The sequence below is a fragment of the Treponema bryantii genome, from assembly GCF_900113965.1.
GTDB classification, from domain to species: Bacteria; Spirochaetota; Spirochaetia; order Treponematales; family Treponemataceae; genus Treponema_D; species Treponema_D bryantii_A.
This window is the reverse complement of the sequence record NZ_FORI01000010.1, coordinates 1-21,340: the sequence shown is the minus strand read 5'-3', so window position 1 is coordinate 21,340 and position 21,340 is coordinate 1. Positions and strand designations below refer to the sequence as shown.

The following is a 21,340-nucleotide window of genomic DNA, read 5'->3' as shown; positions in this document are numbered from 1 at the left end:
GAATTAATATGAAGGAAATATACATTTCGGGTATCAGCAAGTGGGCCCCGGGACTTACAGATGATGAAAACCTCTGGCAGTCATGGCTCGCTGGCGATGCTCAGATAGAACAGATTAAAGAATCACCAAAACTGGAATACACAGATCCTCTTTTCCGCCGTCGTCTTTCGCAAATCACAAAGATGACAATTCACGTGGTTCATAGTCTGCTCGAAAAAACAAATATTTCCAAAGAAACTAAATTAGTATTTATTTCCCTGCGCGGTGAAATCGAGCGGGAATTTACTATTAATAAGGGGATTATTGAAGACGGAATGATTCTGCCGGCTGGCTTTTCTCTTTCTGTCTTCAATACTCCAATTTCTTCTGCCACTCTTGCATTCGGCTTAAAAGGCGGATATTCTGTTTTATATCCTTCTAAGAATGATTTTTCAGAAGCTTTTAAGGCTGCAATTGCTCCTGTTCTTGCGGGAACTGAAAAAGAAATCATTCTTGTTTATGCTGATGAACTTGTGCCAGATGTATATGGAGATAAACGCCCTCAAGACAATACTCCGCTGGCTTTTGCCTGTGTAGTTAGTAACGAAAACAAGTCTAACGGTGTTTATCTTGATGATTTCTCTAATGTGGGAAAATCACCTTCGGAGTTTTTGAGGTTTCTGCTGAAATGAGTAAGAATGAAATCAGCTACAAAAGCGAGCTGCCAAAGATTAAGAATATCTTCTTCTATTGTTACAGATGTATTTCAAAGATTATCGCAATCATCTGTTTTGGCCTTGGTGCCGTAATTCTTGCTATTTTTGTATTCCCATTTATCAGATTATTTACTTTGGGAAGAAAGGACTTTGGTATTATTGCCAGAGCTTATGTTTCTCACACTTTCAGAGTATTTTTAAGAAATCTCCACATATGCAAAACTTCTATTCTTAAAGTAGAAGATAAGCAAGCCTTCCGTAATATTCACAGCAAAGTAATTATTGCTAATCACCCTTCTCTTCTGGACTTTGTGTATATTATGTCACTGGTACCTAATTCAACCTGTATTGTACGCGGCGGTCTTACTCACACTCCGCTCCGTGGTGTAATTAAGCAGGCATATATTACAAATACTACAGATTTTGATGATGTGCTCGTTGAATGTAAGAAACTTACAGACAAGGGCTGTAATGTTATTATTTTCCCAGAAGGAACCCGTTCACCACGCATTGGTCGCAACAACTATAAAAAAGGTGCTGCCCGCATTGCTCTTTACTGCGGCTGTGATGTTCAGCCTATGTTTATTGGAGGAAGCGACAAATATGGTCTTGGTAAGCATGATCCTCTCTGGTCCTATAACCATGTTGAACACTATGTTTATGATATCAGCATGCTGCCTGTAATCAAAATTGACCAGTTCAAAGACCTCTCTGAGCCTATTGCCGCAAAACATCTTACAGAAGAGATGGAAAAGGTTATTCGTGCAGCCGGCGATGAGTACGCAAAGACTTATACCGGTCTGACATTGAATAATTATTAATTTTAAAAGTAACAACCTAGCCCTCCTCGCGTGTTAAAATAAATGACAGGACAATTTGTACAATGAAAACTTTGTCGATGGATGATTTTGATAATCTATACCGCCAGTACGGCCCTATGGTTCTCAGACGCTGCCGCTTCATCTTAAAAAATGAAGAAAAGGCCCTTGATGCCATGCAGGATGTTTTTGTGCGCCTTATTGAAAGAAAGGAAAAGATTTCGAACGTATGTTCAAGCCTTCTTTACACTATGGCCACAAATATCTGCCTTAACAAAATAAGGTCTGACAAACTGCGTTCAGGTCCGGAGTTTGATGTAATTGCTGAAATCGTAGAAGATACAGCCAGCTCTGAAGGAACAGATAAAATTGAAACCACTATTCTTTTAGACTGCATATTTTCTGAGCGCGACAGCAAAGATCGCCAGATTGCAATCTTACATTATGTAGACGGCTACACTCTTGAAGAAACATCCCAGAAAATGAAAATGTCAGTTTCCGGAATCAGAAAACGTCTGGAAAAACTAAAAGAATACGCAGGAGGAAGGTATGGCAATTCCAACTAGAATTTTAGAGGAAATAAATAACTCTGAAGCTGATGCTAAAAACTTCTACCCAGTTTATGGCAAAGAAAATATCGATGCCGCAATTAATGAACTTAAAAAATCAGATGAAGAGATTTTAAATACCTATTCTGTTCAGGCAATGAGAGCTGCTGTAGCCAATAAATTGAACGGCAACACACGTGGCAGCACACGTGCCAATGGCAACGCCAATATTTTGAAATTCCCGGCAACAAGATTCATTTCTTATGCCGCTGCGGCAGTTTTACTTGCTGCTATTATAATTCCGGCAGGGCTTAAGAACTCAAAAGTGGCAGCTACTCAAGCTCCTACAGAACGCGTTAAAGGAAACGCTCCTGCTGCAACTTCTGGCGAACCTCAGATTAAGCTTTACCGCCAGAAAGGCCTTGAGATTCAGGCTTTGAAAGACGGCGACTTTGCCCGCTCAGGAGATGTAATTCAGATTACTTATAACGCAGGTGAAAGCGAATACGGTGTAATTTTCAGCGTAGACGGAAACGGTAACATTACACGCCATTTCCCGGAAAACAGCTGGAATGCAGCTAAGCTTGAACACCGCGCCGATGAAACTCCTCTCGATTTTTCTTATGAATTGGATAACGCACCGGACTTTGAATGCTTTGTTATGGTAACTTCTAAAAAACAGTTCACCCTTAATGACATTGAAAACAAAATTAAAAATAAAACTGATATAGATTACATTACTCAGCTTTCATATCTTCCAAAGAAAACTGAGGCTGTAACTTTTACGCTCGAAAAATAAAGCAGGTATTAATAGTTGAAAGGATGGAGAACATGAAAAAACTTATGATAATAACTATTGCACTGCTTTGCCTTTCTCAGGTATTTGCAGCAGCAACAGATGAAAATACAAGTGGTGTAGACAGATATGCTGTTTACATTGGATCAAATAAAGGTGGAAAAGGCCGCGAACAGCTTTTGTACGCTGGCAGCGATGCACAGAATTTTCAGAAGGCAATGTCTGAAATTGGAGGTGTATCTGACGCAAACAGCTACATCCTCATTGATCCAACAAAAGAAAAAATTGATGACACCTTAGATAAAATTTCAAATAAAATCAGAACAAGCGACAGTCACGCTAAGCGTTCCGAGTTCATTTTCTACTACTCAGGACACTCAGACGAAAACTCTCTGCTGCTTGGTGATGTTCCGTATGATTATTCTTCTTTGAAGGCTGCTATCACAGAAGTTCCAAGTGATATTCACGTTGTAATTCTTGATTCGTGCTATTCGGGAAACTTTATCCGTACAAAGGGTGGTCAGAAGCGTAAGCCATTTTTGATTGATGACTCTTCGGTTGTTACAGGACACGCATACCTTTCTTCAAGCTCAACAAACGAATATTCACAGGAATCAGATGAAATTGAATCATCTTACTTTACAAACGCAATGATTACTGGTCTTCGCGGTGCAGCTGATGCTTCCGGAGACAACAAGGTAACACTGAACGAGCTTTACTCTTACGCCTTCAACGACACTCTTTCTAAAACAGAAGACAGTAAGGCAGGCCCTCAGCATCCAAACTACAACATTACTCTTGTAGGTTCGGGAGATCTTGTACTTTCTGATATTTCAACCGGTGAAGCAATGCTTTCTCTTTCAAAAGAAGCAAAGGGTAAGTTTATTATCCGCGATGCACAGGGAAAACTGATTTCTGAAATCAACAAGGTTGCAGGCCAGCCGATTTTTATGGCACTTCCTGCAGCTCAGTACTCTGCAATCATCATTGATGAATATTCAACAAAGCAGGGATACTTCATTCTTGAAAAAGATCAGGTTTATGTGCTCGACCAGAATAGTCTTTCTACAATTAAGCGTAAGACAAACAGAATTCGCGGTACAGAAGAAGTTGAAGAAGATGATGGTGAATTCCTTGATCTGGATGGCTTAGAAGAAGAGTCTGTACCTTCAAGAGGTTCAAGACGCCGTTATGAGTCTGCAGACGCAGCTTCATCAGAATCATCTTTACCTGAACGTCAGCTTCCTCCAGAACCGGAGACAGAGTTTGCTTCTTTCTTTGATGTATTTAATCCTGCAGAAATGGCATTCTTCCGCCTTTCTATCTTCCCAGGCCTTCCGGTGATTGGTGGCTGGAAAGAAACTTCCCTGGTTTCTGTAGGTGTTTTTGGAGCACTTGACCACAATGTTTGTGCACTGCAGTATTCATCATTAATGAATATCAACACCAACTACATTAATGGTGTTCAGTTCTCTGGCCTCTTTAATATTGGAAATCTTGTAAACGGTGTTCAGGGCACAGGACTTTTTAATATTGCAAAGAACGTAAACGGTGGCCAGGTAGCAGGACTTTTCAATGTTGCCAGTGATGACGTAAATGGTCTGCAGGTTGCAGGACTTTTCAACGTGGCAGAAGATTTGAACGGTGTTCAGGTTGCCGGTCTTTTCAACTCTGCTAAGAAGGTTTCTGGTGTACAGATTGGTGTTTTCAACTACGCAGAATCAAGCGATGGTATTGCAATTGGTGTGTTCAACTTTATTAAAGACGGTATGCATCACGTAGGCTTTAACTGGGATACAAATGATATGTTTGATACCTTTGTTCAGAGTGGTACAAAACACCTCTTTATAACTCTTGGTGTAGCACGTGACAGAGATCAGATTTTTGTATCTGAAGATGAGCTTAAAGACCGCATAGTTGTATTATATGGTGGTCTTGGAACTGAGTTCCGCTTTGGTATCTCAAGCTTTGATATGGAAGTTCTTATAAAGGGTGTTCTTGCAAACAATATTCTTCCAGACACAAAAGAAGAGCTTGCAAAGTTTGACTACAATCAGCTTATAATTCCTTCTGTGCGAATGACTTTCAACCCGCTTAGTCTTAAGCATTTTGATTTGGGAATTGGTGCAAGTTTTGATATTTACTCCAAGGGTGAAAACGACTTAGCCTTTGCATTAACAAAGCACAAATGGGCAATGAAAGGAGAAGACACTATAGTTCACCCGGCTCTGTTCTTTGGATTTAAGATTAAATAAACTGAACCAGTCTGTTTTCTCACAAAAATTCCCGTGCTTTCGCACTTGTCATTCCCGCGCTTTCGCACTTGTCATTCCCGCGCTTGACGCGGGAATCTCTTTTTCATAGAATCCACTATTATGAATGTACATATTTTAGAAATGCCACTGGACTTTGGTGCCAGCCGTCACGGTTCAGATATGGGACCGTCTGCAATTCGTCTTGCAGGAATTAAAGAAAAACTTGAATCCATTGGACATACAACCTACGTCCACACAGATATTTTTAAGGCTACTGCCCAGGAATATGAAAAGCCTGGAAATCCTAATGCAAAATATTTAAAGCCTATTGTAAAGGCTTGTAATACACTTGCTTCTGAGGTTGAAATCATCACCTCTGAAGGAGACTTCCCTCTGGTGCTTGGTGGAGACCACTCAATTGTTCTTGGTTCTCTTGCAGGTCTCGCCGCTACTGCACACAAAACAAAGCAGACAATTGGTGTACTTTATGTAGATGCTCACGGAGATTTTAATACTCACGAAACAACTCCAAGCGGAAACATTCACGGTGAATGTCTTGCGGCTTCTGCAGGACTTGGACTTCCTGAACTCACAAATCTTTATTTTGAAGGTCAGAAGGTTGATCCAAAGAATATCTGTTTTGTTGGTTCACGCGACCTTGATCCGGGCGAAAAAAAACTGATGAAGGAATCTGGAGTTACAGTTTTCACAATGAGCGATATTGACCGCCAGGGTTTTGATACTGTTGTAGAAAAGGTAAAGGCCTTCTTCAAAAAGGTTGATATTATTCACGTAAGCTTTGATATGGACTGTCTGGATCCAATGTTTGCACCGGGAACTGGTATTCCGCTCCCTGGTGGACTTACAAACCGCGAGGCACTTCTTTTGATGGAAGAGATTGCCACAACCAAGAAAGTAAAATCAGCTGAGATTGTAGAAGTAAACCCTATTCTGGATGTACGAAATCAGACTGCAATACTGGCTGTAAACCTTGCAGCACGTTTGCTTGGCGAAACTCTTTACTAATCCTGCTTTTTCATAATGAAATTACCCTTGAGCATTTTTGTCTGCAAAATGTTGACGAATGCGCAAGGGTCTGTTTTTTTTATGGAACGAAGTAATTTATCTTCTTCGTCTGAAGAAATTACGGTGTAGAGCATTTTACGCTCTGTTCCCTGATAGCAGCCATGGCCTGTAAATAAAGTTGCATCGTGGCCGGTAATTTCACGAATCACCTGAATAATCTGGGCAGGATAATCTGTAATAATCAAAAGTGTAGATTTCTGATAGCGCTTGTAAAGGAAGTTCAGAATCTGAGTGCTTACAAACTGAAAAACAATTGAGTACAAGGCGCGGCTCCATCCGAATAAGAGACCGAAGATTCCCAGAATAATGACATTAAAAACAAGAATATGATTCCAGATGCTGTGGCCGGTTTTTTCAGAAACGTAAATCGAAATAAAATCAGTTCCGCCGCTGGTAGCGCCTGCAAGAAGGCACAGACAGATGGCAAAGCCGTTTACAATTCCACCAAAGATTGCGCAGAGCATAATATCATCTGTCATCTTAAAGCCCGGGAATAAATCTGTGAAAAGACCGGACGCAATGATTGCCCAGATAGAAAGCAGGGTAAATCTTTTACCGACGTAGCGGAAACAGATAATGGCAGGTACAAGATTGAGTCCCCAGTAGAAAAGCGCAAACGGAATGTGGATATTCAGGAACTTTGAAAAAACTTCCTGAATAAGAAGAGAAATACCTGTGAAGCCGCCCGGCAGTAAGCCTGCTGTAGCGACGAAGGAATTCAGATTCAGGGCCATAATGGCGGCACCGGCAGTTACGAGTAAAAAGCGCAGAAAAAGTCTAACATTGTCTCTCATAATTATAGTTTAAACGATAAATGCGAATCGGTGAAGAAAAAAAATTTGCCTTTTTGTACATAAATTTATTATTTTAAAAGATGATTCTATAAAAAAGATTGTCGGGGATCGCCCGACAATAACAAGCTTCGAGGTAATCATGGCAAAATATGAATTTCAGACAGAAGTAAATCAGCTTCTCAAACTTATCATTCATTCACTTTATTCTAATAAAGACATTTTCCTCCGGGAAATCGTTTCTAACGCATCAGATGCTCTTGATAAATTAAAGTATCTTACAGTTTCTGATGAAGCTTTTAAGGCAATCAAATTTGAACCAAGAATCGACATCACTTTTGATGAAAAGGACAGCACTCTTACTGTTCAGGATTCTGGTATTGGTATGACAGACGAGGATCTTACAAACAACCTCGGTACAATTGCCCGTTCTGGAACTAAGGCATTTATGGAGCAGCTTACAGCTGAAGCCAGCAAGGATTCTGCTCTTATCGGTCAGTTTGGTGTAGGTTTCTACTCTGCATTCATGGCTGCAAATAAGATTGATGTTTATACACGCAAGGCAGCAGGTGACGGAAAAATCTGGCATTGGTCTTCTGACGGTACAAACTCTTACGAAATTGAAGAGGTTGCAGCAGACAGCGCTGTCGCTAAAAAATATGGTTTTGATAAACCTGAATTGAGCGGATCTGCAATCGAAATGCACTTGAATGACGACAGCAAGGAATTCGCTTCTCGCTGGAAGATTGAAGAGCTTATCAAGAAGTATTCAGACCACATTGCATTCCCTATCTTCCTTCACTACGAACAGAAAAAATATGATGATAAGGGAAAAGAAACTGGCAGCGAGAGCAAAATTGACCAGGTAAACAGCGCTTCTGCACTCTGGAAGAGAAGCAAGAGCGAACTTAAGGACGAAGATTATAACGAGTTCTACAAGACTTTCGGTCACGACGGACAGGATCCACTCCACTACGTTCATACACACGCAGAAGGAACTCAGGAATATACAACATTGTTCTTTGTTCCTCAGACAGCTCCTTTTGATATGTATCAGGCTGATTACAAGAGCGGACTTAAACTCTATGTAAAACGTGTATTCATTACTGATGATGACCGTGAACTCTTGCCATCATACCTGCGCTTTGTACGCGGTATTATTGATAGCGAAGATTTGCCATTGAACGTAAGCCGTGAAATCCTTCAGCAGAACCGCATTCTTGATAACATCAAGTCTGCATCTGTAAAGAAGCTCTTGAGTGAGTTCAAAAAGATGGGCGAAGCTGCAGACAAGGCTAAGAAAGTTGCAGAAGCAGACCGCACAGACGACGACAAGAAGGCAATTGAAAAGTGGAGCAAGTTCGTAAAGAACTACAACCGTCCTATGAAGGAAGGTCTCTACAGCGACTACGCAAACCGTGACGAAATTGCAGAAATTGTTCGCTTTAAGTCTACAGACGCAAGCGGAACTGGTGATGACAACTACACAAGCTTTGCAGACTACGTTCAGCGTATGAAGACTGATCAGAAGTCAATCTTCTACATCAGCGGAAGTGACGAAAAGAACCTTCGTGCTAACCCACTCGTAAAGGCATATACAGACAAGGGTTTTGAAGTTCTTATCATGGATGATGATATTGATGACATCGTAATTCCAGGATTTGGTAAATATAAGAATGAGTTCGAACTTAAGGCTGTAAACCGCGCAGGTTCTGATGAAGATCTTGGTGGAGACAAAGAAGAAGCTAAGAAGAAGGAAGAAGCATTTAAACCTGTAGTTGAAAAGATTAAGAAAGCTCTCGGTGACAAGGTTAAGGAAGTAAAACTTTCTAAGACTTTGAGCGGCGAAAACCCATCTTGTATCGTAGTAGACGAAAACGACCCAAGCTATCAGATGATTCAGATGATGAAGGCAATGGGCCAGCCTGGTCCGGACCTCAAGCCAATCCTCGAAGTAAACGGTGACCATCCTATTCTTGCAAAGATTAAGGAAAGCGACGACGAGGCTCTGATTGCAGATGTTTCAGAAGTTCTCTTCACCCAGGCACTTATGATTGCCGGTATGGAAGTTAAGGAACCTGCAGAGTTTGTAAAGCATTTGAATAATTTGTTGAGTAAGTAATATTGTAGATTGCTTCGCTTCGCTCGCAATGACGTATTAATCGCTCGCAATGACGTATTAATCGCACGCAATGACGAAGTACGTCATTGCGAGGAACACAGCGACGAGGCAATCCATAAAAAAAGACCTGCACTTCACTTCGCATGAAATGCAGGTCTTTTTTTTACGTCTTTTCGCTTGTTGGCTTATTCAGTAAACATAGCCGAAATCTTATCTTTATACAAATCGTTAATACGGAAGCGCATGATTTCCTGTTTTGCGGAAAGTTCTACGCCAACTTCAAAAGGCTTTGTGATAAGGGAGAACTTTGAAATACGCTCGAACATCTTAAAGCCGTTCTTTGCGCTGATAAGGTTTGCAATTTCTGTTTCATAAAGCTTCTGAATAGCTTCTGACTCAAGAAGGTTTTCATAAGTATCATACTGAAGACCATTGTAAGAAGCGTAATTCTTGATTTCGTCTTCATCAACAAGAATCAAAGCAGCAAGATAACGCTGATCCTGACCAACTACAACTGCCTGCTTAATATAGCGTGACTCAGACAACTTTGTTTCAATTGGAAGCGGCTCAAGGTTTTCACCACCGCGAAGAACGATAGTATCCTTAATACGACCCTTGATACAAAGCTCGTTGTGAATTGTCATAATTGCGAGGTCACCTGTATCCAGCCAGCCATCTTCGCTAAGAACCTTTGCTGTAAGGTCAGGGCGCTTGTAGTAACCTTTCATTACTGTAGGTCCGCGAACCTGGAGCACACCTTCTTTACAGCGACCAAGCACAAAACCATCCTGTGGGTCTACAATTCGTGCTTCTACACCACGGATTGGTGAACCAATTGTTCTGAAAACTGGAGATGCCATTGGACGAACTGCAACGATTGGCGCAGTTTCTGTAAGTCCGTATCCTTCTACAACTTCTACTCCGATTGCCCAGAAGAATTCATCTATAAACTTAGGGAATGCTCCACCACCTGCAACACCGGCACGGAAATCGTTTCCGAGCATAGCCTTAATTTTTCTGAATACTAAAAGATTTCCAAGTCCATAGATTGGCCAGAGAAGGCACCATGGAATAAGGAAAAGAATCCACCAGATTGCTGTGTAATAGCGTGTATAACATGCATTCTGATTGAACATGCGGCGTGTCATAGATTTCTGAAGCTTTGCAACTTTTACAAAGAAGTTAAACATAGCAAGAACAATACCGCCAGTCTTTCGCATCTTCTTTGTAACACCATCGTAAACTGCTTCAAATACTCGTGGAACAGCAGGAAGAATACTTGGATTAAGTGTCTTAAAGTCTGCAAGAAGGATTGATCCAACAGGCTTAGAGTAACAGAGAACAGCACCCTGAATAAGAATTACATATTCAACTTCGCGTTCAAATACGTGCCATACAGGAAGAACGCTCAAAGCTTTATCACCTGGATTAAGGAAGATACGCTCTGGAATTTCATCAAGCTGAGCAAGGAAGTTATGATGTGTAAGCATTACACCTTTTGGAGTTCCGGTAGTTCCAGAAGTGAAGATAATTGTTGCAAGGTCATCACCCTTACCCTTTTCAAGTTCTTCTTCTACCTTTCCCTTGTTTTCAATACGCCATTTCTGACCAGCCTTCATCAAATCTTCATAAAGAAGAACTTCTACTCCGGCAGTTTTTGCATTTTCAAGATTTTCTGGTTTTACATCGCTATCAATAGAAATAAGTGTTTTAAGGGCAGGCAACTTTTCTTTTAACGAAAGAATCTTTGTTACCTGTGAGTTATTTTCTACAACACAATATTTAGCTTCTGTGACAGAAAGGATTTTCTCAAGATCGATTGGAGTTGCATCACAGCCACGAGGAACATCAACTGCTCCAATATTCATAATTCCAAGATCAACGTAGAGCCATTCAGCACGGTTATCGGAAATAAGACCAATTGGCTCATTACGCTGTACACCAATACTGAGCAAAGCTGCACCAAAATCCAAACCAAGCTGGTACAATTCACGATAAAGAACAGGTTCAAACTGACCATTTTTTACACGCTTCATCTGGGCATCTACTTCAGCAAACTGCTCTGCAGAATTCCTTACCATTTTTGGAATTGTGTAATTCTCATCAAAAATCATAATACTTTATTCTCCAAAATGAATGACATTTTTAGTGATTTTTGTCATTATAAAATAAGTATAATGGGATTTTAAATGGATTGCAAGAGAATTCGTCATTGCGAGGAGCGCAGCGACGAAGCAATCAATAATGGATTGCTTCGCACTACGTGCTCGCAATGACGTAGAAAATGACTTGGAATAAGAATAGGCAGGAATTTATTCTTTACTTAAACTTTGAACAGGTCGATTTCACCACCAATTTTCTTAATGTTGTCTGCAACGGTTCCGGCAATTACGGAAAGTGCCGCACTGGTTGCATTCATTCGTTCAATACCAATCTGCATTTCATCGATACTGCCCTTCATTGAGTCTGTAGACATCTGGAGTTTATCAATTTCACTCTGGATATGCTTGTTTCCTTCAGTCATTTCTTCAGAAGCATAACGTACTTCAGAAGTAGAGTCGTTCATAGACTGCAAAGCATCAATAATCTGCTTAGAACCAATCTGCTGCTCTTCCATTGCGGCCTTAATCTGCTGAACAATCTGGCTGGTTTCTGCAATACTATTTGTAATTGCAGTAAAGGCTGTATTTGTATCGTTTGAAACATCAACAACTTCCTGAATTGTTGCAGAAATCTTCTGAAGCTCATTACCAATTGTCTTAGACTGATCTGTAGAAGTTTCTGAAAGCTTACGAATTTCGTCGGCAACGACTGCAAAGCCCTTACCTGCTTCACCCGCATGAGCCGCTTCGATTGCCGCATTCATAGCAAGAAGGTTTGTTTGTTCTGCAATGTTTGCAATAGCAATGTTTGCTTCCTGAAGCATCTTAGACTGTTCTTCAATACGCATAATCTTTTCATTTGCGTTGTTCTGTGTATTAAAACCTTCCTGAGAATGTTGCTGCAAAGTAGAGAAAGACTGAATCATTTTTCCAACAGAACTATTTACAGCATTGATATTTCCAATCATCTGTTCTACAGAAGCAGAAGCCTGAGTTACACTTGCAGACTGAGATTCTATCATGCGCTCAAGCGAACTGATGTTAGCACTGATTTCATTTACAGCACCGGCAGTTTCCTGTACAGAACCAGCCTGATTCAAAATCTGCTTATTTACGCTTTCAATATTTGCAATGATTTCTGTAATAGATGTAGAAGCATCCTGTGTTGTTTCCTGAAGCCCAGAGTCTACAAGTATAAGATTCTTTTTAGATGTCTGAAGATTTGTTACAATACCCTGCAGTTTTGCTACGAAGGTATTGAAGCCATTTACAACATCACCAATTTCATCATTTGTTGCCAGTGGAATACGCTGTGTAAGGTCTGCATTTCCGCTTGCAATAGTTTCAATAGAACTCTTAACAGTTTTAAGAGGTTTAATAAGCAGATTGATAAAGAAGATAATAAATCCGCTTGCGAAAATAATTGTAAGAATAATAATAAGGAAAACAGATGAACGAAGCTGCTTAAGAGAACCAAAATACATATCAAAAGGAGCTACTGCAAATACGGTCCAGGTAGTATCAGGAATTCTCTTATAAGAAGCAAGAAGATGAGCATGAATATTTGGATCAACAAATTCATCTATACCTTCTTTTCCAGCAAAAATATTATTAAGAATAAGTCCAAGCCCCTGTGTTTCATCAAGTGCAGCACCACCATTTTCTTCGCTGGTTTCTGTATTTTCATTTAAGTTTGCAACGGAGGTTGAAGTAGCCCAGTTGATAACAGAAGGATGCATTCCGCCACCCATATCAATTGCCGCAATTGTATCTTCAATTGTATTTCCACTGATAACCATTACAATTGCACCAATAATTCTTCCATTATTATTACGAACCGGAACACTGTAATGCTGGAGAACTGTGTCTGTAATAGGACTTAAGGTTGGATCCGAAGCATAATCTTTACCTGCAAAAGCTTCTGAAAAATAAGCTCTTGTTTTGAAGTTCATTATTCGGCCATCTGCAACAATGGCATCTCCATTTGCATCATAAAAAGCAACATTCTCACAGTTTGCAGCAATAGAAGAAGCTATATGAGTAAGCTGATCCTGCTTTTCTGCAAGGGAAGCATTTTCATCCTTAATGACAGTCATTTCTGCAAGGGCATGAAGGGTCTGGAAATGTCGTTTATTAATTTCAACAACTTTGTTTACAACATCTGTAGAAACTGCATCAATTCGAGTATATACTCCCTGAATCAAACCTTTTGATGCATTTCTATAAGAAATAATACCAACAGCAAGACTCGAAATAATTACGACTATCATAAACATAACGAGAAGCTTTACCGTAAGCATTACACGCAGCTTGCTTTTTTTTGCCATAAATACCATCCTTATATCTCTATATCTATTTTACGGAATTTTCTGTAGAATTTTTAAATAAAAGTGAATATTACTTATTATAACACAATATTATTAAATGTGTTATCTTTTTTTATTGACGCTGGAGGATGAAATGCTTCAAACAGACACATTAAAAAACGGATATAAAATAATTCAGGATACAGACCGCTTTCAATTCGGCATTGATGCAGTTCTGCTGGCAGATTTTGCGGCAGGCAGCGTTCACGAAGGCGACAAGGTGATTGATCTTGGAACTGGAACCGGGATTATTCCGCTTTTGATGGCTGGGCGGTGGAAGTCGACGGAGGGTGCTTTCAATACACCACTTCGCGGCACTCAAGCAACGCAGGTTACTTTTACAGGCCTCGAGGTTCAGGAAGCATCTGCAGAAATGGCAGCTCAGAGTGTTGCCTTAAACGGGCTCGAAAAGCAGATTCAAATTGTACATGGTGATTTGAAGGAAGCTGGCCGCCTTTTTCCGCGCCACAGTTTTAATGTAGTTACCTGTAATCCCCCTTATATGATTGATGAACATGGCCGTGGCAACGCTCTGGATGCCAAAACTATTGCCCGCCACGAGGTTTTATGTACGCTGGAAGATGTTGTAGCGGCAGCTGATACACTGCTGGCAACTCATGGCAAGTTTTTTATGATTCACAGGCCTTTCCGCCTGCCAGAAATCTTTTCTGCACTGGAAAAGCACAGTATGGAAATGAAGCGTATGCGACTGATTCAGCCCTTTGCGGGTAAAGAACCGAATATGGTTTTGATTGAAGCCCGTAAAAATGCAAAACGGCGGCTCACAATTGAACCGCCGCTTGTAGTACGTAATGATAATGGTGAGTATACCGATGAGATTCATCGGATATACGGTGATTAAAGAGTCTTCAGAACCGCATCTACCAGCTTGAGTGTGCGGCTGAGGGCTGCCTCGTCTGTTGGAAGAGCAAAAAGTCCACCTGCCTTGCTGTCTGGATTCTGGCGCACAGTTTCCTTTCTTGCTGCAATATAGAAATCTCTATGCTGAATAATAATTGCGGCAAGTGATGCGGCTGCATCTTTAAGCTCTTTGTCTGTTTTCTTTGTAATTTTCTTTGCAGCAGCGAGAGCAGAAAGTACATCTTTAATTGCATCACAAATTCTGTTGTTTTCCCCTTCAACAATTTTGAATGCATCAAGATTGAAATACTGTTCGCTGTGAACGAAAACATACATCTGGAACAATGGTTCGTTTTCAAAAAGTTCAAAATATCTTGAAATGAGCTTTTTGAATACTGCAGAAGGAGCTGTTTTTCCACCCTTAATTCCTTCTATAGTCTTTTCCTGCAGAAAACCTACGTTCTCAATTTCTTTTGCACAATGAGCAAGTGTTGCGGCATACATAGCGTCGCGGCTCTCAAAGTGGTTATAAAGTGAGGCTTTTTTAATCTCCAGAATATCTGCTACATCAGCCAGAGAACTTGCACCGGCACTTTTATCAAAAGCACTGGCCATAAAAGCCTGAATAATTTTTTCCTGTGAAATGTTTTTCTTACTCATATTATAAATATCGGTAACTAACGTTAATTAGTTTAATAGAAAATTAACGGTCGTTAGCATGAATTTTGCGGTGGTTTCGACAGGCTCAACCACCGTATTGTCAGCCAACTCCCCTATAAAAAAAAATATTGCAAATTGACTATTCCGTTATAAAATAATAATTAGATACAATATAGGAGGTCATATTAATGGCAAAAAAAGGTAAAGACTATTTTGGTTTACCATGGATTATCAGTGTAATTCTGGCAATTATTCCGGTAACTTCATGGTTATTTGGAGCTGTAACCCGCTTCCAGGAAGGAAAACCTGTTGCAGGTATTATCCGCCTGATTCTGCTCGGCTGGAACGTTCTGTGGATTATTGATATCCTCTGCATAATTTTCACAAAGAAGATTTTAAGAGTTCTTAATATGTAGAACCATCATAAATGAAAAAGGCTGTCCAAACGGGCAGCCTTTTTTATATCATCCTGAAGTTATTTCAAGATCTAGTCATCTTTCTCAACATCGTAGCAGGTAATGTGAAGATCCTTGAGCTGCTGTTCATCAACAGGTGAAGGACAGCTGTCCATAGGAGATGCTGCGAGGTTGTTCTTAGGGAAGGCGATTACCTCGTGGATTGACTCTTCGTGGCACATAAGCATTACGAGGCGGTCGAGACCTGGTGCAATTCCTCCGTGTGGTGGAGCACCAAACTTGAAGGCCTGTACGAGGAAGCCGAATGCCTTCTCTGCACGTTCGCGGCTGTAACCAACGATTTCGAAAATGCGTTCCTGAAGAGCAGGATCATTAATACGCATAGATCCTGAAGCAAGTTCGTATCCGTTGAGTACGAGGTCGTAAAGGTCACCCTTTACTGCACCTGGATCCTGTTCCAGTGTATCCCAGTACTGCTTCTGTGGAAGTGTGAACATGTGGTGTTCTGTTTCCCAGTGATTTTCTTCTTCATTCCATGCAAAGTATGGGAAGTCGATAATCCATGCAAAGTGGAACTCGTCGTTTGGATTGTAAAGGTTCAAGTCCTTACCAAGCTGCTTACGAACTGCACCGAGGGCTGTACAAGCAAGCTGCCAGTTTTCGTCGCTTACAAAAAGGATAAGGTCGTTCTTTTCTGCACCAAGCTTGCTGCAGATTTCTGCTTCTTTTCCAACGTAGAACTTAGAGATTCCGCCTTCGAACTGCACTGTGTCGGTGGTTGAGCCTGTCGAAACCACCTTCATCCAAGCCAAGCCCTTAGCTTTGTATGTCTTAGCAACTTCTTCGAGTGCTTCAATGTTCTTGCGGCTGTATTTGTCTGCAACGTTCTTTACAACGAGAGCCTTAAGTCCGCTTCTCTTGTGGCGCTGAATATCGCGGCCTGCGTTTGCGGCACCAGCCTTGAATGCGTTGAAATCAGCAAGGTCAGCCATGAAAGCTGCATCCTGCATCTTCATATCAAAACGAAGATCCGGCTTATCTGAACCATACCAGTCAAAAGCATCTTCCCAGGCAATGCGGTCAAACTTTGCTGGAAGTTCGTAATTCAGAGTCTTTTTGAAGATATACTGCATCATTCCTTCTGTTGTAGAAAGAACTTCTTCACGGTTTGTGAATGACATCTCCATATCAATCTGAGTAAACTCAGGCTGGCGGTCTCCACGAGCATCTTCATCGCGGTAGCAGCGTGCAATCTGGAAATACTTATCAAATCCAGAAACCATCAGAAGCTGCTTGTAAAGCTGTGGGCTCTGTGGGAGAGAATAGAATTTTCCAGGGTGAACGCGTGATGGAACGAGGTAGTCGCGTGCTCCTTCTGGAGTTGATTTAATGAATGTAGGAGTTTCGATTTCCAAGAATCCCTTCGAAGTGAGGTACTCGCGTGTAGCAAAAGCAACCTGGCTTCTAAGGATGATATTGTGCTGCATTGGCTCGCGGCGGAGGTCAAGGTAGCGGTACTTCAAACGAAGATCTTCGTTTGCAACTACGAGAGTTCCGTCCTTCTGGCGAACCTCTTCGATAGAGAAAGGAAGCTCCTGAGAAGTTGTGAAAATCTGAATATCAGATGCTTCAACTTCAATTTCGCCTGTTGCCATATCAGCATTAATATCTTTATCTGAGCGTGCATTTACAACGCCTTCAACTGCGATACAATATTCACTCTTGAGGGAAGCGGCGATTTTCTTAACATCATCACTAGCACTATCGCCAACCATTACCTGTGTGATTCCATAGCGGTCACGCAGACGGATAAACAAAAGGCCGCCCAAGTTACGAGTGCGGCTTACCCAACCGTTCAAAACAACTTTCTTACCAACATCACTCTTGCGGAGCTCGCCGCAAGTTACAGTTCTCTTTGTGTTTTCCATAATATTGCTATTCTATCGTTATGATTAAGTTTGTACAATAATATATGTCATTGCGTGAAAAACACGCATGGATTGCCGCGTCGCCCTTCGGGCTCCTCGCAATGACGATATACCGTGACTTGTCATTGCGAGGAGCGAATGCGACGTGGCAATCTATTCACAGACTTTTCACTACACGCATTTTACTTTATTATTAAAATATAAGGAAAAAGAAAATGAAAAAAGTATCTAAAATCATCTGTATTATATTCACTTCGATTCTGGCTTTGATTTTGCTTGCATTTGCAATAATCACTTTTATCTTTAGAAATGAAATCTCTGCCATTTCTTCTATTAAATTGCTAAAACCTCGGGTTGAAAATTCCCTGCAGTGTGGAATCTACGAAATGTCCTTTAAGGGTGATTATTATTTTGAAGATTATCTTGAGCAAGGCGGCGCTAAAAATGACCGCGAGCTTCTGGACTTCATAATGAATAAAATGACTAAGGGGCTTTTGAAGCTTAAAATCAATACTTCAAAAATCGGCTGTTCTTCTTTTACTGCTCGCAAGCCAAACGGCGAACATCTTTTTGCAAGAAACTACGACCTTTATGCAACAAACACCTGCATTGTCCGGGTCAAAGGAAATAAAAAGCGACATGCTTCAATTTCTACTGTGGACACTTCTTTTATAAATATTCCGGCCCAGGCTGATATGAATAATCTTCTTTCCAAGGCTTATGCCCTTGCCGCTCCTTATGCACCGCTGGACGGAATGAATGACGCCGGAGTCAGCTGCGGAATTTATATGACCTATCAGGGAGTTGGCAAAAATGTGATTGCGACAGATCAGAATACAGACCTTCCCGACATTTCTCCAACCGCCCTTATCAGATTGATTCTTGATTACGCTGATTCTCTTGATGAAGCGGTGGACTTTGCCAGAAGTTATGATATGCACGATTCTGCGGGAACCTCCTTTCATATAATGGTTGCAGAGCCTTCCGGCCGTAGTGCAATTCTTGAATGGGTAAATGATACTGATGAAAGCGATAACTACGGAAGCCTGCGAAAATTAGTTGTAACTTACAATGACCAGGATTCCAATATTGGCCAGCGCGAAGGTGAAAGTGATTTTCAGTGGGTTACTAATTTTATAATTCAGCCGGGATATTATAAGGTTTATAATAATGACCTGACCGGCTGGGAACGCTACAACATTATTTACGATGAGCTTTCAAAAAGTGGCGGACTTGTTGCTGATGAAATGGCTGCTATGGATATTCTTCACAAGGTTTCGCAGAGAACCGTAAGACCTAACCGAAATGCAGACGACTTTGTTCTTACCATTCACAGTGTAATCTATAATCTTGATAACCTTTCTACTCTCTGGTGTGGCAATGAACAGTACGCTGATAAAGAGGGGATGTTCAGATATAAGTTTGATAAAAAGAAAAATATTTTTATAAAAAAATAATTGGAGTCTATTTTGAAAAAGAATTTTTTTTGCCTTCTTTCATTTTTCTTAGCTGCTTTTGCATTTGCAAATGATACTTATTTTTTTACTTCCGGAGGAAATCTGATTCCTGCAGAAGAAAAAGATATTTCGATTGAAATGAAAGCAGAAGTAATCAGCATTGTTTTAGAGCCTAGGTATTATGAAGTTACTGTAGATTTTGAATTTTACAACCACGGAAAAACAGTAGATTTACTGGTTGGCTTTCCCTACTTTGAAGCGGGAATAGGTGGTCATGGAAAACTTTATGATTTTAAATGCTGGACTAACGGACAATTGAAGGACTATTCTGATATTCCAATCATCAGAGATTTTTCAAATCACAATTTTGATGCAGCCGAATTAGAAAATGCTTACACACGAACTATTACATTTCCGGCAAAATCAATTACAAATACAACTGTAAAATACAAATCTGAATATGGTTATGATACTGAAGGCTGCATTATTAAATACTTATATGGAACAGGAAGCAGCTGGAAAAATAAAATCGGGCATATAACTTTAATATTGGAAAACAATCTTCCATATGACAAACCGAATGGCTTCGAACTTCCTCAAGGAGACTCTTCTGCTTTTACACATATTGCAGACAATAAGTGGGAAGCGCATTTTACAGATATTGAACCTGAATACACAGATTGTATTACAATTCATACGACTGATATTCTGGAAGATACAGGCCCAAGAGCTTTCCCGGGATATGGTTATAAATTCAGAGACGTAAAAGCTGAAAAATCCTGGCTTAAATGGTACACAAAGCCACAATTAAGAATCTTGAGAAATACAATTTACGCTCTGCATGGATACAATTTTAAGTCTGAGGATTTAAAAGAGTTATTTAATAAATGGGGAAAAAACTGGTATCCAAAATATTCTGTTAATCCTGATTTCAACGAAAATGAATTAACAGAAATTGAAAAGTATAATATTCAATTATTATTACAGGAAGAAAAAAGCCGCAAGTAGTAAAAAATCTTATGAACGCAAGGCTTTAGAAATGATGAAAGCAGAGTCAAAGGAGTCTAAATAGTGATTTTTTTGCCTATTTTTCATTAAAAGCAGGCCTTTTCACTATTGATGCAGACAATGGATATTATTACTCCTATTCAAAAAACGTTTTTGAATATATTGCACTTCCTTTTACAAACAAAATAAAACTCTTATACAGATACGCATAAAAAACTTTGAAAACAGCCTATTCTATTGTATGATAAAAAAAAGACAGTTTCTTATAATAGATATAAAAAACATTCAAAATATTCTTTAATGGAACTGTCTAAGAAATGTTAGGCGGACGCCCGCACTGGGGCGCAGGAGGAAAAATGAAAATCAAAAACTTTGGTTTATTAGCAGTTGTTGCATTTTGTTTTACTATTTTGAGTTGCAGTAATCCGTCAACACCTTCAGAAGAAACCTATACGGTTTGGACTGATGTAAGTACATATTCTGCATTCCAATCTGATTTTAACACAACATTAAACGACGGTATGTATGTTCGTCTTGAGTTAACAACATCTCAGTGGGATCAAATCTCTAGTTCATTAACAAGTGAAGGTCGGCACTCATGGACAAAAAGTCAAATAAAAGATTGGCTTCTCGGACGCGGTTTCGGTGATTCAGAATCTACAAAAGAATCCGCTTGGTTTGCTACTATAGATCATGGTTTCCTAGCTTCTAGAACAGGAAATACAGTCTATTATATTTTAAAATAAATAGTAATTAATTATCATTGAGTCAAGCTCAATGATAATTAATATCTTCAATAATCGCATGTTCAATTATCATCATTGGTCAATCCAATGATGATAAAGAATTCTGTGGAGGAAGAATGCAAGAAGAAAAAAACACAGGAAAATTAATTGGTATTAAAATATTTTTAATTTTTGCATTTATTGCAATCGGATATCTTGCTTATAAAAATTATGAATTGTCTGAAAAACTCAATTACTATATTGAATATACAAATGAATTCCACAGTAATCTTTACGCTCAAGTAGACGGCTCATTTCGAGATGGAGCACATACACTGTCAATTTCAGATATTTATTACAGAAAACATTTCAAGAAAACTGAAGAAGAAGAAAAATAGAAATCGTATAACACATATAAGGCCCCAGCTTGTCAATAAGAATCCTCAAAAAATAATCACTTAAGGCTGTCTTTTTCAGGCAGTCTTCTTTTTTGAGAAAAATAGAGCTTCCGTTCAAAATAAAAAAGCAAAGCCTGAATCGCAATTCAGAAAAAGATTCCAGGAAAAGCGTCCTGAATCAAACACATATAGTCGGTCACGGCAAACCTGAAAAAACAGATTTCCGGCACGAAGAATTTCACCGGTACCCGTGCCAAGCCTGAAGCAAAAATAAGATGGTCATCATACGATGCCGATAGTTATATGGG

Annotated in this window: 18 protein-coding genes; 13 read left to right on the top strand and 5 right to left on the bottom strand. The window is 40.0% G+C overall.

The genetic code is table 11. The annotated features are described in order from the left end of the window. The first annotated feature begins 8 nt into the window (after nt 1–8). The 6 genes from BM161_RS12105 (at nt 9) to rocF (ending at nt 6,138) form a co-directional block, all read left to right on the top strand. Nucleotides 9–671, top strand: coding sequence for a beta-ketoacyl synthase chain length factor (locus BM161_RS12105; RefSeq protein ID WP_074933073.1), 663 nt, complete (start codon nt 9–11; stop codon nt 669–671). After that, nucleotides 668–1,516: a lysophospholipid acyltransferase family protein gene (locus tag BM161_RS12100; protein ID WP_074933071.1), complete on the top strand. Its 849-nt coding sequence runs from the start codon at nt 668–670 to the stop codon at nt 1,514–1,516. Before BM161_RS12105 ends, BM161_RS12100 begins: the two co-directional genes overlap by 4 nt. Before the next feature lie 62 nt (nt 1,517–1,578). Beyond that, nucleotides 1,579–2,079 (top strand): RNA polymerase sigma factor, encoded by a 501-nt coding sequence (locus BM161_RS12095; RefSeq protein ID WP_074933069.1) that lies wholly within the window; start codon nt 1,579–1,581, stop codon nt 2,077–2,079. Then, a complete protein-coding gene (locus BM161_RS12090; protein WP_074933067.1) occupies nt 2,063–2,860 on the top strand; it encodes a hypothetical protein in 798 nt (265 codons plus the stop codon). Before BM161_RS12095 ends, BM161_RS12090 begins: the two co-directional genes overlap by 17 nt. A gap of 32 nt (nt 2,861–2,892) precedes the next feature. Then, nucleotides 2,893–5,112, top strand: coding sequence for a caspase family protein (locus BM161_RS12085; RefSeq protein ID WP_074933065.1), 2,220 nt, complete (start codon nt 2,893–2,895; stop codon nt 5,110–5,112). A gap of 120 nt (nt 5,113–5,232) precedes the next feature. After that, nucleotides 5,233–6,138, top strand: a complete 906-nt coding sequence (gene rocF, locus BM161_RS12080; RefSeq protein ID WP_074933063.1) for an arginase — start codon at nt 5,233–5,235, stop codon at nt 6,136–6,138. Here the strand turns inward: rocF and BM161_RS12075 are convergent. Beyond that, nucleotides 6,135–6,992 carry a YitT family protein gene (locus BM161_RS12075; protein ID WP_074933061.1) on the bottom strand — a complete coding sequence of 286 codons (858 nt, stop codon included), beginning with the start codon at nt 6,990–6,992 and terminating at the stop codon, nt 6,135–6,137. The genes rocF and BM161_RS12075 overlap by 4 nt on opposite strands. A gap of 139 nt (nt 6,993–7,131) precedes the next feature. Here BM161_RS12075 and htpG point away from each other — a divergent pair, with 139 nt between their 5' ends. Next, nucleotides 7,132–9,111, top strand: coding sequence for a molecular chaperone HtpG (htpG, locus tag BM161_RS12070; protein WP_074933059.1), 1,980 nt, complete (start codon nt 7,132–7,134; stop codon nt 9,109–9,111). Nucleotides 9,112–9,296: 185 nt separating this feature from the next. Here the strand turns inward: htpG and BM161_RS12065 are convergent, their stop codons facing one another. Beyond that, nucleotides 9,297–11,225 carry an AMP-dependent synthetase/ligase gene (locus tag BM161_RS12065; protein ID WP_074933057.1) on the bottom strand — a complete coding sequence of 643 codons (1,929 nt, stop codon included), beginning with the start codon at nt 11,223–11,225 and terminating at the stop codon, nt 9,297–9,299. Between the two features lie 209 nt (nt 11,226–11,434). Next, on the bottom strand, nt 11,435–13,540 hold the full coding sequence (locus BM161_RS12060; protein WP_074933056.1) for a methyl-accepting chemotaxis protein: 2,106 nt from the start codon (nt 13,538–13,540) through the stop codon (nt 11,435–11,437). A 133-nt stretch (nt 13,541–13,673) separates the two neighbouring features. Here BM161_RS12060 and BM161_RS12055 point away from each other — a divergent pair, with 133 nt between their 5' ends. Beyond that, a complete protein-coding gene (locus BM161_RS12055; protein ID WP_218150255.1) occupies nt 13,674–14,441 on the top strand; it encodes a tRNA1(Val) (adenine(37)-N6)-methyltransferase in 768 nt (255 codons plus the stop codon). On the opposite strand, the gene BM161_RS12050 is transcribed toward BM161_RS12055, so the two are convergent. Next, nucleotides 14,438–15,100 (bottom strand): TetR/AcrR family transcriptional regulator, encoded by a 663-nt coding sequence (locus BM161_RS12050; RefSeq protein ID WP_074933053.1) that lies wholly within the window; start codon nt 15,098–15,100, stop codon nt 14,438–14,440. The genes BM161_RS12055 and BM161_RS12050 overlap by 4 nt on opposite strands. Nucleotides 15,101–15,288: 188 nt before the next feature. On the opposite strand from BM161_RS12050, the gene BM161_RS12045 reads away from it, so the two are divergent. Next, the gene (locus tag BM161_RS12045) at nt 15,289–15,516 is read left to right on the top strand and encodes a hypothetical protein (RefSeq protein ID WP_074933051.1); all 228 of its coding nucleotides are present in this window, start codon (nt 15,289–15,291) and stop codon (nt 15,514–15,516) included. A 71-nt stretch (nt 15,517–15,587) separates the two neighbouring features. Here the strand turns inward: BM161_RS12045 and aspS are convergent, their stop codons facing one another. Then, nucleotides 15,588–17,444 (bottom strand): aspartate--tRNA ligase, encoded by a 1,857-nt coding sequence (aspS, locus tag BM161_RS12040; RefSeq protein ID WP_074933049.1) that lies wholly within the window; start codon nt 17,442–17,444, stop codon nt 15,588–15,590. A 215-nt stretch (nt 17,445–17,659) separates the two neighbouring features. Between aspS and BM161_RS12035 the strand changes: the two genes are divergently transcribed. From BM161_RS12035 to BM161_RS12020, 4 genes are all read left to right on the top strand, one after another. Continuing rightward, nucleotides 17,660–18,901 (top strand): carcinine hydrolase/isopenicillin-N N-acyltransferase family protein, encoded by a 1,242-nt coding sequence (locus BM161_RS12035; RefSeq protein ID WP_074933047.1) that lies wholly within the window; start codon nt 17,660–17,662, stop codon nt 18,899–18,901. Between the two features lie 12 nt (nt 18,902–18,913). Further along, the gene (locus tag BM161_RS12030) at nt 18,914–19,909 is read left to right on the top strand and encodes a YARHG domain-containing protein (protein ID WP_074933045.1); all 996 of its coding nucleotides are present in this window, start codon (nt 18,914–18,916) and stop codon (nt 19,907–19,909) included. 356 nt (nt 19,910–20,265) lie between these two features. Next, nucleotides 20,266–20,655, top strand: a complete 390-nt coding sequence (locus BM161_RS12025) for a hypothetical protein (RefSeq protein WP_074933043.1) — start codon at nt 20,266–20,268, stop codon at nt 20,653–20,655. A gap of 116 nt (nt 20,656–20,771) precedes the next feature. Further along, entirely contained in the window at nt 20,772–21,032 is a 261-nt protein-coding gene (locus tag BM161_RS12020; protein WP_074933041.1) for a hypothetical protein, read from the top strand. Nucleotides 21,033–21,340 lie beyond the last annotated feature (308 nt).